The 15,218-nt window shown below is 60.5% G+C and carries 13 protein-coding genes; 9 read left to right on the top strand and 4 right to left on the bottom strand.

Features of this window, described 5'->3' with window-relative positions; genetic code table 11:
- Positions 1–8: 8 nt before the first annotated feature.
- The 4 genes from QQJ98_RS07425 to QQJ98_RS07440 form a co-directional block, all read right to left on the bottom strand.
- The gene (locus QQJ98_RS07425) at positions 9–1,205 is read right to left on the bottom strand and encodes a phosphopentomutase (protein ID WP_284324715.1); all 1,197 of its coding nucleotides are present in this window, start codon (positions 1,203–1,205) and stop codon (positions 9–11) included.
- A 1-nt stretch (position 1,206) separates the two neighbouring features.
- Positions 1,207–2,514, bottom strand: coding sequence for a thymidine phosphorylase (locus tag QQJ98_RS07430; RefSeq protein WP_284324716.1), 1,308 nt, complete (start codon positions 2,512–2,514; stop codon positions 1,207–1,209).
- The gene (locus QQJ98_RS07435) at positions 2,514–2,930 is read right to left on the bottom strand and encodes a cytidine deaminase (protein ID WP_284324717.1); all 417 of its coding nucleotides are present in this window, start codon (positions 2,928–2,930) and stop codon (positions 2,514–2,516) included. The genes QQJ98_RS07430 and QQJ98_RS07435 overlap by 1 nt, the downstream gene beginning before the upstream one ends.
- Positions 2,931–3,065: 135 nt before the next feature.
- A complete protein-coding gene (locus QQJ98_RS07440) occupies positions 3,066–4,136 on the bottom strand; it encodes a cupin domain-containing protein (RefSeq protein WP_284324718.1) in 1,071 nt (356 codons plus the stop codon).
- 256 nt (positions 4,137–4,392) lie between these two features.
- Here QQJ98_RS07440 and QQJ98_RS07445 point away from each other — a divergent pair, with 256 nt between their 5' ends.
- The 9 genes from QQJ98_RS07445 (at position 4,393) to QQJ98_RS07485 (ending at position 14,919) form a co-directional block, all read left to right on the top strand.
- Positions 4,393–6,672 (top strand): NADP-dependent malic enzyme, encoded by a 2,280-nt coding sequence (locus QQJ98_RS07445; RefSeq protein WP_284324719.1) that lies wholly within the window; start codon positions 4,393–4,395, stop codon positions 6,670–6,672.
- A gap of 308 nt (positions 6,673–6,980) precedes the next feature.
- Complete coding sequence (locus QQJ98_RS07450; protein ID WP_284324720.1) at positions 6,981–7,679, top strand: helix-turn-helix domain-containing protein; 699 nt, start codon at positions 6,981–6,983, stop codon at positions 7,677–7,679.
- On the top strand, positions 7,676–8,776 hold the full coding sequence (locus QQJ98_RS07455; protein WP_284324721.1) for an extracellular solute-binding protein: 1,101 nt from the start codon (positions 7,676–7,678) through the stop codon (positions 8,774–8,776). Before QQJ98_RS07450 ends, QQJ98_RS07455 begins: the two co-directional genes overlap by 4 nt.
- 73 nt (positions 8,777–8,849) lie before the next feature.
- Positions 8,850–9,698 carry an ABC transporter permease gene (locus QQJ98_RS07460; protein ID WP_284324722.1) on the top strand — a complete coding sequence of 283 codons (849 nt, stop codon included), beginning with the start codon at positions 8,850–8,852 and terminating at the stop codon, positions 9,696–9,698.
- Entirely contained in the window at positions 9,695–10,483 is a 789-nt protein-coding gene (locus QQJ98_RS07465; RefSeq protein WP_284324723.1) for an ABC transporter permease, read from the top strand. The genes QQJ98_RS07460 and QQJ98_RS07465 overlap by 4 nt, the downstream gene beginning before the upstream one ends.
- The gene (locus QQJ98_RS07470) at positions 10,480–11,598 is read left to right on the top strand and encodes an ABC transporter ATP-binding protein (RefSeq protein ID WP_284324724.1); all 1,119 of its coding nucleotides are present in this window, start codon (positions 10,480–10,482) and stop codon (positions 11,596–11,598) included. Before QQJ98_RS07465 ends, QQJ98_RS07470 begins: the two co-directional genes overlap by 4 nt.
- Positions 11,549–12,991: an NAD(P)/FAD-dependent oxidoreductase gene (locus QQJ98_RS07475; RefSeq protein WP_348523129.1), complete on the top strand. Its 1,443-nt coding sequence runs from the start codon at positions 11,549–11,551 to the stop codon at positions 12,989–12,991. Before QQJ98_RS07470 ends, QQJ98_RS07475 begins: the two co-directional genes overlap by 50 nt.
- A gap of 48 nt (positions 12,992–13,039) precedes the next feature.
- Positions 13,040–13,405 carry a cupin domain-containing protein gene (locus tag QQJ98_RS07480; RefSeq protein ID WP_284324725.1) on the top strand — a complete coding sequence of 122 codons (366 nt, stop codon included), beginning with the start codon at positions 13,040–13,042 and terminating at the stop codon, positions 13,403–13,405.
- Positions 13,406–13,932: 527 nt separating this feature from the next.
- A complete protein-coding gene (locus tag QQJ98_RS07485) occupies positions 13,933–14,919 on the top strand; it encodes a Gfo/Idh/MocA family protein (protein WP_284324726.1) in 987 nt (328 codons plus the stop codon).
- Positions 14,920–15,218 lie beyond the last annotated feature (299 nt).

Consider the following 15,218-nt stretch of genomic DNA (forward strand, 5'->3'; position numbering starts at 1 on the left):
GGGTCAGATCACAAAAACGACCGCCCGACACCCTGCGCCTGCACCCCCAGATGCGCGGCAACACTCGCGCCCACATCCGCAAACGCCCGCAGCCCCAAACCGCCCGCGCCAGTCCCCGCGCAAAGCACCGGCACCCGCTCTCGCGTGTGTTCAGTACCGCGCCATGTCGGGTCATTGCCGTGATCTGCAGTGAAAATCGCCAGATCTCCGGGGTGCAACCGCGCCAGAAACGCACCCACGCGGGTATCAAACCATTCCAGCGCGCGGGCATAGCCCGCCACATCGCGCGGATGACCATAAAGCGAGTCAAACTCGACAAAGTTGGCGAAGGTCAAAGACCCTTCTTCAGCGCTTACCGCCAAAGCATCCAGATGATCGAAAAGGTCAAGATCGCTCTTGCCCTTCCACAGCTTGCCGATGCCCTTCATCGAGAAGATATCGCCGATCTTGCCCACCGCATGGGTCGCAGAACCTGCCGCTTGCACCCATTCCAACAGGGTCGGCCCCGGCGGGTCCATCGCGTAATCATGCCGGTTGGCAGTGCGTTTGAACGCCCCCGGCACCCCAGTAAACGGTCGCGCTATCACCCGGCCCACCTTCATGCCATGCAGATGCGGTGCCAGATCCTGACACAGTTTTAACAACCGCTCCAACCCAAACGCCTCTTCATGCGCAGCGATCTGAAACACGCTATCCGCCGAAGTGTAGCAAATCGGCCAGCCCGTGCGCAGGTGCTCGGCGCAATGCTGCTCGATGATCGGCACGCCCGAGGCATGGCAATTGCCCAAAATGCCGTCGGTCCCCGCCAACCTGCAGACCAGAGAGACCAAATCATCGGAAAACGCCGGAACCTTGTCGGGGAAATACGTCCACTCCCACGGCACCGGCACCCCTGCCAATTCCCAATGACCCGAGGGCGTATCCTTGCCGCGCGAGACTTCCGTTGCGGCCCCCCACTGTCCAACCGGCACCGCATCAAACCCTGGCGCGTCCATCCCTGAGGCCAGCCGGATCGCGGCCCCCAACCCCAAACCGTCGAGATTGGGCATCCGCAACGGACCCGCGCGTCCAATATCCGCCTGCCCCGCAGCACAGGCTTGCGCAATATGGCCCAGAGTATTTGCCCCGGCATCGCCAAAATCCGCCGCATCCGGCGCGCCGCCACAGCCCACCGAATCCATCACAACCAGAAAAGCGCGGGCCATTTCAAGCGATCCTTTTGATGATCAAGGCCGGGTCGGGCGGCATTCTGTCGCCCATCGCATAGGCCGCCTGCACCTGCAAAATCGCAGCCTCGGCAGCCGCTTCGGTTGCTGCATGCACCATGCACAAAGGATCGCCCGCACCAATATCCTCGCCAATCCCGGCCAGATCCGACAGCCCCACCGACAGGTTCAGCTTATCGCCCTCGCGTTGCCGCCCGCCGCCCAAACCCACCACCGCCAGCCCCAAAGCCTGCCCGTCAATCGTGCTGACAAAACCAGCGCCCAAGCTTGGCACTTCACGGATCACCGTCGCGGCAGGCAGCCGATCCGGCCAGCGTTCGACAAAATCCAAAGGCCCGCCCTGCGCTGCGACCATGCGGCCAAACCATTCGGCAGCAGCGCCCGATTCCAGCGCCTGCTCGATCCGCCCTGCGCCATCCAACGGATCGGCAGCGAGGCCCCCCAAGGCCAAAGCCTCACCACCCAAAGCCATTGTAATGTCCCACAAAGCGGCGTTGACAGAGGTGCCCGTCAGCGTCTCCATCACCTCGATCACTTCCAAAGCATTGCCCGCCGCCGTCGCTAAAGGCTGGCTCATATCGGTGATCAAAGCGGATGTCATACAGCCCGCACCTTGTGCCGTCGAAACCAACGCCCGCGCCAGAATCTCGGCATCCTCAATGGTTTTCATGAACGCGCCAGAGCCGCATTTCACATCCAGAACAAGCGCTTCCAGCCCCGCCGCCAGCTTTTTCGACAGGATCGACGCCGTGATCAGATCAACCGATTCCACCGTTCCCGTCACATCCCGCACCGCATACAAACGCCGATCTGCCGGGGCAATTTCGGCGCTGGCCGAGACGATAGCGCAACGCACTTCGCGCAGTTGCCGCCGCAGCTGATCCTCGGAAAGCCCGGTTTTGAAACCCGGGATAGACTCCAGCTTATCCAACGTGCCGCCAGTATGCCCTAATCCCCGCCCCGAGATCATAGGAACATAAGCGCCGCACGCCGCCAGCGCCGGGGCAAGCATCAGCGACACGCAATCGCCGATCCCGCCGGTGGAATGTTTGTCCAACACCGGCCCCGGCATGTCCCATTCCAGCACATGCCCCGTGTCGCGCATAGCCCGCGTCAGTGCAACGCGGCCATCGTCGCCGAGACCCTTCAGCAGCACCGCCATCGCAAAAGCCCCCGCCTGCGCATCGGTAACTGCGCCCGAAGCCAAGCCCTGCGCGAACCACTGCAATTCCGCAGCTGAAGGCACATCGCCATCGCGCAGGGCCACGATGATGGCGCGGGCATCCATCAGATCTTGTCCATATGCGCCGCCGAAAACACCCCCGGCAACAGCTCTGCCACCGTCAGAACCTTTGACTTTCCATCGGTGGTATGCAGCGTCACCCGCACGCCCTGATCGGCAAATTCGGCGATCTTCTGACGGCAACCGCCGCAGCAGGGCACTGGCGCGGGGCTGTCGGCAATCACCGCAATCTCGGCAATCCGGGTGTCGCCACCCGCAATCATCGCCGCGATCGCCCCTGCCTCCGCGCAAGTCCCCTCGGGATAGGCTACATTTTCGACATTGCAGCCGACATGCACCCGACCCTCGACCGACAAGATCGCGGCACCGACCTTGAAGCGGGAATAGGGCGAGTAGGCGCGCAGCCGCACCTCGGTTGCAGCGGTTAACAGCGACATGACGGACTCCGGTTTTCTGACCATATGGTCGGAGTCTGTGCCGCTTCGCGTCAAATGGCAAGCACAGGAACTGGGGGCGCGCCCCACCAGCCCTTTGGTTCTGTCGAACCAATGACAAAAACCATGGCCTACCCCGAGGATAGTTAAGAGCAGCTGAAATCAGACTAGTGTGGTCGATGGATTGCCCGGCAGCGAAACTTCCAGCAATTGCAGATCGACCGAGCATTCAGAATAGCGCGTCGCCATCCCCGGTGGGATCACAAAGGCATCGCCGGGCGACAGCCGGTAGGGGTCTTTGCCCTCACCTTCAAGCGTCATTTCGCCGGTCATCACAAAGCTGAACAGAATATCGCCCGTGTGTTTGGTCCAAGGTGCTATGCCATTCGGTCGCGCCACCATCACCGAGGCGACGCCCTTTGTGTTGGCGTTGATCGTGGTATCGCGGGCCTCAAACCCCGGAATACGGAACGGCGCAAAAGCCCCCGTGCTGCCGATATTATGCACAAACCGCTGGCCGTCCCATTCGCGGTCCCGGTTGATCACCCCATTCGGCAGCGTCATGGCATGGTCAATTTCGGTCACATGCTCGGCTGGAACGCCAATTTCGACCACCTGCACGCCTTCCGAATGCAGCACTTTATGCCGGATACCCGGCGGCTGAATAAAGCAATCTCCTGCCGCGATCCGCATGATATCCCCTTGATCTTCATAGAGAACATCGACCCAGCCCGCGACACAGAAGATCAACTGGAACCCGACCTTGTGATAATGCACCATATCCGGCACCGGTCCGTCCGGCACGCGAATGTGGCTGGCGATCATAGCCCCGCCCAGCCGCGTCGGGATCAGATCGCGGTATTCCATCCCCGCTCGCCCGATCACCCAAGGCGCTTGATCCGCCAAGCGGCGCACAACAAAGGCATGTTCGGTTTTGGGCAGCACCAAGGGCGGGTTCAGCTCGTCAATCTCCACCCGCGTGCCGCCAGGAGAGGTCAGCGCCTTTGCGCCATCCGCAATCGGATCATCGGTCAAAATCCGCAGCAAGCCCGGTGCCGCCTTGCTTTCACCATCCAACCGCAGCCGCAAACCATGGCCTGACACCACCGCGACGGCCGGGTTATCGGCGGGGTAAATCATGTCCATCCGCATCCCCAAGGTCTTGGTAAAGAACGGCAAATCCTTGCGCAGATCACTGGTCGGCAAGACGATTTCGGCGCGAATATCAGACATCGTTTATTCCCTTTTTGGGCCATCGGCTGGCGGCATATTTCAAACCTAAAGCTTCTTTTTCAAGCGATTAATTTTGATACGAGCTATCACCAACGCCACTCTGGCTTTGCGGGGGCATTGGTTTGCGGTAAGCCTGCCCGCGCAAGGCCCTACACGCCATTCACAAAACTCGGCTAATACACCTTGTGGAAAGCCGCAGTTGGCGCGAAATGAAAACTGGTTTAAGGGTAAACCATAAATCTGAGGGAGGTTTCGGATGGAAGAGGCTCGGCACGACAGCGCGCGGCAAGCGGCATTGGATTATCACGAATTTCCCAAACCGGGAAAGCTTGAAATCCGCGCCACCAAGCCGCTTGCCAATGGCCGTGATCTGTCGCGCGCCTATTCCCCCGGCGTGGCCGAAGCCTGTCTCGAGATCAAGGCCGATCCATCAACCGCCTCGCGTTACACAACACGCGGCAATCTGGTGGGGGTTGTCACCAATGGCACCGCGGTCTTAGGTCTTGGGAATATTGGCGCTTTGGCCTCCAAGCCGGTGATGGAAGGCAAGGCGGTTCTGTTCAAGAAATTCGCCAATATCGACTGCTTCGACATCGAGTTGAACGAACCGGACCCCTATAAACTCGCCGAAATCGTCTGCGCACTTGAGCCGACCTTTGGCGCGATCAACCTTGAAGACATCAAGGCGCCAGAATGTTTCATCGTTGAACAAATCTGCCGCGAGCGTATGAAAATTCCGGTTTTTCACGATGATCAGCATGGCACCGCCATCGTGGTCGGCGCGGCGGCCACCAATGCTTTGCATGTTGCGGGCAAGAAATTCTCTGACATTAAGATTGTTTCAACCGGCGGTGGGGCTGCGGGAATCGCTTGCCTGAATATGCTGCTGAAATTGGGCGTCAAACGTGAAAACGTCTGGCTGTGCGATCTGGCGGGCCTTGTTTACAAAGACCGTAACGAGCAGATGACCGAACAGAAAGCCGCCTATGCGCAAGGCAACACGGCGGCCAACCTGTCAGAGGTGATTGCAGGCGCGGATATGTTCCTTGGCCTGTCCGGCCCCGGCGTTCTGACCCCGGAGATGGTCGCCAAAATGGCGCCGCGCCCGATCATCTTTGCATTGGCGAACCCCAACCCCGAGATCATGCCAGAGGCCGTTCGCGCCGTCGCCCCCGATGCGATCATGGCCACCGGGCGCAGCGATTTTCCCAATCAAGTCAACAACGTGCTGTGCTTCCCCTTCATCTTCCGTGGTGCGCTGGACGTCGGTGCCACTGTGATCAACGATGCGATGCAGCTGGCCTGCATTGACGGTATCGCAGCCCTCGCCCGTGCTACCACCAGCGCCGAGGCCGCGGCCGCCTATTCCAGCGAAAAGTTGACCTTTGGCGCGGATTATCTGATCCCGAAGCCGTTCGATCCGCGTCTGATTGGCGTGGTTGCCAGCGCGGTCGCCAAGGCCGCCATGGAAACCGGCGTCGCCACGCGGCCCATTCACGATCTGGACGCTTACCGCGAAAAGCTGGACGGTTCGGTGTTCAAATCGGCGCTGATCATGCGCCCGGTGTTCGAGGCCGCCGCTCAGACCAGCCGCCGCATCATCTTTGCCGAAGGCGAGGATGAACGCGTGCTGCGCGCCGCCAACGCCATGCTAGAGGAAATGACCGACAAGCCAATCCTGATTGGCCGCCCCGACGTGATCGCGACCCGGTGTGAACGCGCAGGCCTGCCGATCCGGCCCGACAAAGACTTTGAGATCATCAATCCCGAAAGCGATCACCGCTACCGCGATTACTGGGGCTCTTATCACGAGTTGATGGCCCGCCAAGGCGTCACCCCAGATATTGCGCGCGCCGTGATGCGCACCAACACCACCGCCATCGCGGCCATCGCCGTGCATCGTGGTGACGCAGAATCGATGATCTGCGGCACATTCGGGCAATATCTGTGGCATCTGGGCTATGTCCGCCAGATCCTTGCGCGCGACGGCTTGCACCCGCGCGCGGCGCTGTCGCTGATGATCCTTGAAGACGGGCCCTTGTTCATCGCCGATACCCAGATCAACGCGGTGCCCACGCCCGAACAGATCGCCGAAACCGTGATCGGTGCCGTGCGCCACGCCAAGCGATTTGGCGTCACGGCGCAAGTGGCGATGTGCAGCCATTCCAGTTTTGGCAACCTTGACAACGACTCGGGTCGCCGGATGCGCGCCGCGTTGGAAATCTTGGACAGCCGCGAGGTCGATTTCATCTATGAAGGCGAGATGAACGCAGATGCGGCGCTTGACCCAGATCTGCGCGCCCGCATTTTCCCCGGCTCGCGGATGCACGGCCCGGCCAATGTGCTGGTGTTCGCCTATTCCGATGCAGCCTCTACCGCGCGGAACATGCTGAAACTCAAGGCCGGCGGGCTGGAGGTTGGCCCGATCCTGATGGGCATGGGCAACCGCGCCCATATCGCCACGCCCTCGATCACCGCGCGCGGGCTTTTGAACATGTCGGCCATCGCGGGCACGCCTGTCGCGCATTACGGCTAACAACGCCGCATTCTGCGGATCTTCGCCCCACGGCTGCCTAGGCAGTCGGGGCGGGGGTGCTTCGGCTGGCAGCTCGTCCGATCAGCACATTGATGAAAGATCAAAGCAAATGGCCGTGCCGCTCTGGCGCAGCCAATTGCAGACCCCTGCACGCTCCAAAATCGCGCTCTCAGAAATCCCGTCCCCCCGATGCACCCCGCAAAGCCTTACGCTCTGCGAGAACAAGGCCAAGCACCGTCGCATTACAGAATCGTTGAAATTCTGTTTCTTGTTACTTAACACTTGTTAAGTGAGTTTCGGAGCGGATGATGGATCAGCAGCCAAACCAACCGATGCACCGCGCGGATGAGGCGGAGACAATCCGTGTGATGGCTGACAGGTTGCGCCGTCTGCGCAAGGCCAATGGGCTTTCCCTGCGACAACTTGCGGTTGCGACCGGCACCTCGGCCAGCTTTCTCAGCCAGTTGGAGCGCGGCCTTAGTGGGGCCAGCACATCAACCTTGATCCGCATTGCCAACTGCTTCGGCACCAGCATTTCCGAGCTTTTTGCAGGTGCCGACGACGGACGAGATCCAGTCCTGCGCCGCCAGATGCGGCCATCGCTGCCGGTGACGAAGGGGCAGCGCAAGATGCTGCTGTCCCGCCGTCCGCTGACCCATTTTGAGACCTACATCGCCGAGTTTGATGTCGGCGGCTCCAGCGGTGATGATGCCTATACCCACGGTGACAGCCACGAGATGATCCTTGTGCTGCGCGGTCAAGTCCGGCTGGAACTGGGCGGTATCAGCCATGAATTGAACGACGGCGACAGCGTGGAATATGCAACCTCGGTGCCGCACCGGGTCGTCAACATTGGCGACGGCGCGGCCGAGGTTCTGTTCATGATCTCTCCGCCGACCTCGACCGGCACCTATCTGGACGGATTTCGCGACAAGGGCGGTCTGCTGCCCAAGTCTGCTGCAACGCCACCACTTGACCAAAAAACCAACTGGGAGAAGACAGAATGACACACACAAAAATCATCGGCCTTGCCGCCGCAGCCGGACTTGGCATGTCCGTGATGGGCTTGTCCGTGCTGGGCATGGCAGGCGCTGCATTCGCAGAGGGCGCCGTGGCGGGCGAAACCGCTGAAGGCTCGCTGGCTGGCAAGACCCTGACCTTCGTATCCTATGGCGGGATTTTTCAGGATGGCCAGATCAAGGCCCTGCAGGATTTCATCACGAAATCCGGCGTGACCTTGCTATCTGATGGCCCGACCGAAAACGCCAAGATCCAAGCGCAGGTCGAAGCCAAAAACGTGATGTGGGACGTGGTCGATACTGGCGACTTCACCCCGTTCGTGCATTGCGGCACGCTGTTTCAAAAGCTGGATTTCACCAAGATTGATGCATCGAAAATCCCGGCAGGACAGGTTGGGCCGTGCAGTGTTCCTGCGATGAACTATGCGGTGATGTTTTTGTATAATACCGAAACCTACAAAGATAACCCGCCGCAAAACTGGGCCGATTTCTTTGATGTCGAGAAATTCCCCGGCAGCCGTGGTATTCCCGGCTATGCCGATCCCGAAGGCTATATGGTAGAGCTTGGCCTGTTGGCCGACGGCGTGCCGAAAGATCAGCTGTTCCCGGCAGACATCGACCGTGGCCTGAACAAATGGCGCTCTATCCGTGACAATCTGGTGCCTTGGACCACCGGGGCCGAAAGCCAGCAGATGATGGAAGCCGGTGAGGCCGATATGGTCATGGTCTGGTCGGGTCGTGGCAAGGCGGCACTTGCGAACGGGGCGAAATACACCCCGGTCTGGCAGGACTGGATTGTGGTGAAGGATCAGCTGGCCATTCCGGTCGGGGTGAAAGATCCCGATGCAGCCCATGCGATGATCAACGCTTATCTTGGCAAACAAGCGCAAGAGATCATGGCGCAAGAGACCTCCTACTCGCCCGTCAACATCGACGCCCAGCCGCAAGTCGATGCGCTGACCGCCGAATTCATGACCAACACCCCGGAAAAACAGGCGATGGCTTACAACCAGAACGTCGAATACTGGGTCGCCAACTACGAAACCCTCAGCGCGAAATGGGCTGAATTCGTCGCTGGCAACTGATGCCTTATTGCGTCGGGGCCGATTGGTCCCGGCGCAACCCACAACGCGGCCTTCAAGCCAGTGAGATCAAATCATGCCCAACACATCCGCACAGCACGCCGCACGCGGGCCGCTGTATCTGACCTTGCCCGCGCTGGCGGTGCTGTTGCTTGTGATGGCCGTGCCTTTGGGCGTGATCGTGCTGCGCAGTTTCAGCGAGCCTGAACTTGGGCTGGCAAATTACGTCTGGTTCTTTCAGACCAAAGTGAACCTCACCGTGCTGTTGCGCACGTTTTCCATCAGCTTCTGGGTGACTGTGTGCTGCGTTTTGGCAGCCTATCCCTATGCGTTTGCGATGTCGGTGGCGGGGCCACGGCTGCGGCTGGCGCTGATCATGTGCGTGCTGGTGCCGTTCTGGGTCTCGGGCGTGGTGCGGACTTTGGCTTGGGTGATCCTGTTGCAGGATTCCGGAGTGATCAACCGCACGCTGCTGTCGCTGGGGTTTGACAAGGTGCGGCTGATCCGCACGCAACTGGGCGTGACCATCGGCATGACGCAGGTGCTGCTGCCTTTCATGATCATGCCGCTGTACGCGGTGATGCGCAGCATTGACCTGCGGCTGCTGCAGGCCGCGCGCAGCCTTGGCGCGCATCCGGTCAAGACATTCTTCCAGATTTATCTGCCGCTGTCGCTGCCGGGCGTCTTCGCCGGGGCGACCATTGTGTTCATCCTTGCGCTTGGCTTCTACATCACGCCGCTGCTGCTGGGCGGCCCGCAATCGACCATGCTGTCGACGCTGATCCAGCAACAGGTGCTGTCCTTGCTGAACTGGGGTCGCGGCGGTGCGATGGGCGTCGTGCTGCTGGTGGCCACATTCGGAATTCTGGCCATCGCCAGCCCATTCATGAAACGGAAATATCAAATGAGTGGAGGCAGCCGGTGAAACTGAACCTTCCCAAACTGCTGCTTGGCCTGACCTGTTTGCTGATCGCCATCTGGCTGGTCGCGCCGACGCTGGTGGTGATCCCGATGTCCTTTGCCGGGCAAAAGTCACTGGCCTTTCCACCCAAAGGCTTTTCGCTGCAATGGTATGAGAACTTCTTCACCAATCCGCAGTGGTTCGGCAGCCTGATCGTTTCGGCCAAGGTGGCCTGCATGGTTGCGGTTGTCGCAACCGTGGTCGGCACGATGGCCGCAATCGGGATAGAGCGGATGAAGGGCCGCGCGGGTGGGCTGATCCGCGCTGTGCTGATCACACCGATGATCGTGCCGGGCGTGGTGTTGGCTGTGGGCATCTATGCCGTCTATCTGGACACCCAACTGGTTGGCACCTGGATCGGCTATGTGCTGGCGCATACATTGCTGGCGATCCCGTTCGTGGTCATCGCCGTCGGAGCAAATCTGGCGGTGTTTGATGCCCGGCTCGAGATTGCAGCGGCAAGCCTTGGCGCATCGCGGCTGAGCACATTTTTCAGCGTCACCCTGCCGTTGATCCTGCCGGGCATCCTGTCGGGGGCGCTGTTTGCCTTTGTGACCTCGTTTGACGAGGTGATCGTGTCGCTGTTCATCACCAGCCCGCAGCTGAAAACCCTGCCGGTGCAGATATTTTCCTCGATGACCCGCGATGCCGACCCGACGGTGGCGGCAGTCGGATCACTTATCTTCCTTGGCACATCGGTGATCATCGGGCTGGGGCTAATATTCGGAATGAAGGGACGCAGAACATGACGCTGAACACGGCTTCAAAAGGCGCTGCCATCGACATTCGCGGGGTCAGCAAAACCTATGGCAGCTTCACAGCGCTGGATGATGTCAGCCTGCGCGTCGAACCCGGCGAGTTCATGTCCTTTCTTGGCCCATCAGGCTCGGGCAAGACCACGACGCTGAATTTGATCGCGGGTTTCACGGATCTCAGTGCGGGCGAAATCCGGCTCGACGACCGATCCATCGGCAATGTGCCGGCGCACAAACGCAACATCGGCGTGGTGTTTCAGCATTACGCGCTGTTCCCGCATATGAGCGTGGCGCAAAACGTCGCCTACCCGCTGAAACAGCGCGGTGTCGCCAAGACCGAGCGCGCCCGCGCCGTCGATCAGGCGTTGCAAAAAGTGCAGCTGGAGCATTTCTCGCACCGCTTCCCAAGCGAGCTTTCGGGCGGCCAGCAGCAGCGCGTCGCCTTGGCGCGTGCGATGGTGTTCACGCCATCATTGTTGCTGATGGATGAACCTTTGGGCGCGCTGGACAAGAAACTGCGCGAGGTGTTGCAGCTTGAAATCCGCCGCATTCACCGCGAACTGGGATCGACCTTTGTGTATGTCACCCATGATCAGGAAGAGGCGCTGGTGCTGTCCGACCGCATTGCGGTGTTCAACAAGGGCCGCATCGAGCAAGTCGGCTCAGGCCATCAGCTTTACACCCGGCCCGAAACCCTGTTCGTCGGCCAGTTCATCGGCGAAAGCTCGGTTCTGCGCGGCAACCATCTGACCAATGGCAGCGACACCGCCTTGACCGTCGCGGGCACCACATTGATCGCCCCCGGCCAAGCCCAAGGTGACGGCGCACATGTGATCTTGTTGCGCCCGGAAAATCTGACGGTGCAGCCCACAGGCACAGGCGCGCGCGACGGTGCCACCAACATCATCAACGGCACCGTGCGCGAAATGCTCTATCTGGGGGCCGCGATGAAATACGAGGTGACTTTGGCCGACGGTAGCCATGTCATCGCCCGCACCCCCACCCAAGACGAGCCCTTTGCGATTGGCAGCGCTGTGGAACTGGCTTGGAACCCCAAGGATGGCACGCTTCTGGCAGACGATGGCTCGACCGCCGGACATGAAGGATAAAGTGATGGATGTGAAGAAGAACGGTGATGTTTCGTTCTGGTTTGCCGATATGGGCGGCCTGCCAAACTATCGCGCGCCCCTGCCCGGCGATATTGATGTCGATGTCTGCATCGTCGGCGCCGGCTTTACCGGACTTTGGACCGCCTATTACCTCAAGCAAGCCAACCCGAATCTGTCGATTGCCATCGTGGAAAAGCAATTTGCAGGCTACGGCGCATCGGGGCGCAATGGCGGCTGGTGCTCGGGTGGATTTTCATGGAGCCGCTCAAAATACCTCTCGACCGGCAGCCGCGCCGGGGTGATCGACTTTGAACGCCAACTGCGCGGAACCGTGGACGAGGTGATCCGCGTTTGCGAAGCCGAGGGCATCGACGCCAATATCCGCCGCACCGATTGCCTGACCTTTGCCTGCACGCCCGCTCAGATGGAACGTTTGCGCGCCGAGCAAGCCGACGATATGGCGTGGGATGTCCCGGTCGAGCGCAGCCATCTGATCGGCGCATCTGAAGCAGCCGCGCGCATCCGCATCAAGGATGTGCAGGGCGCTTTGGTGACAAGCGGCGTCGCACGGGTGCAGCCCGCCAAACTGGTGCGCGGTCTGGCCGAAGCCGTCGCGCGCAAAGGTGTGGCGATCTATGAACAGACCACCGTGACCGGCATCGCCAAAGGCCGCGTCACCACCAATCGCGGCACCGTCACCGCCCACCGCATCGTGCGCGCAACCGAAGGTTTCACCCACGGCATCCCGGGCAACACCCGCGAATGGATCCCACTGAACAGCGCCATCGTGGTGACCGAACCTGTCCCCGACGCGCTGTGGGACGAACTCGGCTGGTCGGGCTACGAAGTGTTCGGCGATGCCTCGCATGCCTATTGCTATGCGCAGCGCACGCAAGACAACCGCATCGCAATGGGCGGGCGTGGCGTGCCCTATCGCTTTGGCTCGAAAACCGACGCAAATGGCGAAACGCAGGCCGAAACCGTGGAAAAACTGAAAGCGATCCTGTATCGCATGCTGCCGCAAACCCGCAGTCTGAAGCTGGATCATGCGTGGTGCGGCGTGCTGGGTGTGCCGCGCGACTGGTGCACCACGGCAGGGCTGGATGTCAGCACGGGTGTTGCATGGGCGGGCGGCTATGTCGGCTTGGGCGTGTCGACCTCGAACTTCTCGGGCCAGACCCTTGCCGATTTGATTTTGAACAAACAGACCGAGCGCACCGACCTGCCATGGGTCAACCGGAAACCCCGCAAATGGGAGGTCGAGCCGTTTCGCTGGCTGGGCGTTCACGGCATGTATTGGCTCTATAATCTTGCCGACCGGCGCGAGGCCGCCAGCGGCGGTCAACGCACCTCGCGCCTTGCCACCCTTGCCAACCGCATCACCGGACGTTGACCGCCCCTTCCCCCGTGACCGCCACTTCCTGAAAGACCAAAGGATACCATGATCGACCTTTCCGTGTTCACCGCCCTTGCCGGCATCGACATCGGCGCGCTTGCCGACAAACCCACCAGCCTGACCCCGGGCCAGCAAGAGGCCGCAACCTCGCTCTGGGAATCGCCCGATGGCGCGCTGGATATCGGCGTTTGGGAATGTTCGCCCGGCAGCTTTACCGCCGATCGGTCGGCCGCAGCCGAGTTTTGCTACTTTCTGCAAGGCAAAATCGTGATGACCCATCTCGATGGCACCCGCCGCACCTTGGGGCCGGGCGATGCGATCATGCTGCCGCGCGGCTGGAAAGGCACTTGGAAAATCGTCGAACATACCCGCAAAATCTACGTCTTTCTGACAGATCCGGCACAGAGCTGAACCACCCTAGGCGCAGGCCTTGCCCCCTAAAAAGGCAAACGCCAAGTACGACACCATGATTGCCATGGCCGATGTGACGGCCAATGGCCCGTCCGTGCTTGCCAAAAACTCTGACCGCGCCGAACGAGACGCAATACCTGCCCCGCGCCGCCGCCGACCTCCCACACGCGCCATGGCGCCAGTGATCTACGTGGCTATCGGCCACGCACACAAGCTTCTGTTTGCACCCTTTCTCCTGGTCTTTCTGTCATGGCAAAGCCGCCAATCCCGCTGCCTAACCCCCGCCCCCCTGCCACAGCCGCGTTGGCCATAACTGCGTCCCCAAAAACATCGCATGCCTCAGCTCCACCAGCGCCTGAACCAACCCCGCCCCACAAGGACCACCCCAACACAATCATCGTTGCACCACACGCACACCCAGCAATCACCATTGCAAACCGCCCAAATCCTGCCCTAATCTGCCGCCATCGCATCGGGCACCGCGTGAAAAAACCGCGCCGCCGCCACCCAGGATCAGGACAGAACACATGGCAGAAAAAATTCGTTGGGGCATCCTCGCAACTGGCTGGATCGCCGAGCTATTCGTCAAAGACCTCACCATGATCGGCAGCAGCGTCACCGCCGTAGGCTCGCGCACCGCCGCCAGCGCCACCCGCTTTGCCACCGAATTCGGCATCCCCACCGCGCATGCCAGCTACGAAGCCCTCGCCGCCGATCCGAATGTGGACATCATCTATATCGCAACACCGCATCCGCAACACATCACCGCTGCTAAACTGGCCCTGAACGCGGGCAAACATATTCTGGTCGAAAAACCCTTCACAATCAACGCAACCGAAGCCGCCGAGATCACCGCCCTTGCCAAGGCAAAGGGCCTGCTGGTGCTCGAAGCGATGTGGACGCGCTTTCTGCCGCATATGCTGCGCATCCGCGAGATCATCGCGGCAGGCACTCTGGGCGAGATCCGTTCGATCACCGCCGATCACCGCCAGAAACTGCCCGATGACCCAAAACACCGCCTGAACGCACTGGAACTTGGCGGCGGCGCGCTGCTGGATCTGGGCATCTACCCGATCTCACTCACCTACGATATCTTGGGCAAACCCGATGCGGTGCAGGCCGAGGCCACCTTCCGCGCCACCGGTGCAGATGCGCAAATAGCCACCATCTTCCACTATGCCTCGGGTGCCATCGCCACCTCACTGTCATCTTCTGACAGTGCAGGCCCCAACCGCGCCTGCATTGTCGGTACCAAAGGCCGCATCGAGATCGACCGCGTATGGTATGAACCCACAAGCTTTCGCGTATACAGCAACGACAACGCGGTGATTGAGACCTTTGATCAACCCCGCGCCGGGCGCGGCATGCAATATCAGGCACAAGAGGCCGAGGCGCTGATCACCGCAGGCAAAACCGCCAGCACAATCCTGTCGCCGGAAGAGACCGTGCAAATCATGCAAACCCTTGACGAATTGCGCGCCCAGATCGGCCTGAAATACCCGACCGAGGCTTAACGCCCGTCGAGAAAACCGGAAAGGCGGTGGCACCCCAGATGCCGCCGCCCATTCGTATGCATAAAAAGGTCTTCCAGAGGGTAAAAGTCTTCTGGGGATAAAAGGTTTCGGTAAAAAAGTCGCCGCCAATCGTGCCGTGCTATACCCTCTTGATACCGCGCAGCCCCTCCCATGCGCATACCCAAATTGCGGTAGAGCGGCAGATAAAATCGCCAAAACCTCACCTCACTGCCCTTTCCCCGCAAAACCACCCCGCAGTTGCTCTTTTTCAAATACTCCCGCCGGAGGCTCCAACCGCT

This window comes from Cypionkella aquatica (assembly GCF_030161095.1).
GTDB classification, from domain to species: Bacteria; Pseudomonadota; Alphaproteobacteria; order Rhodobacterales; family Rhodobacteraceae; genus Cypionkella; species Cypionkella aquatica.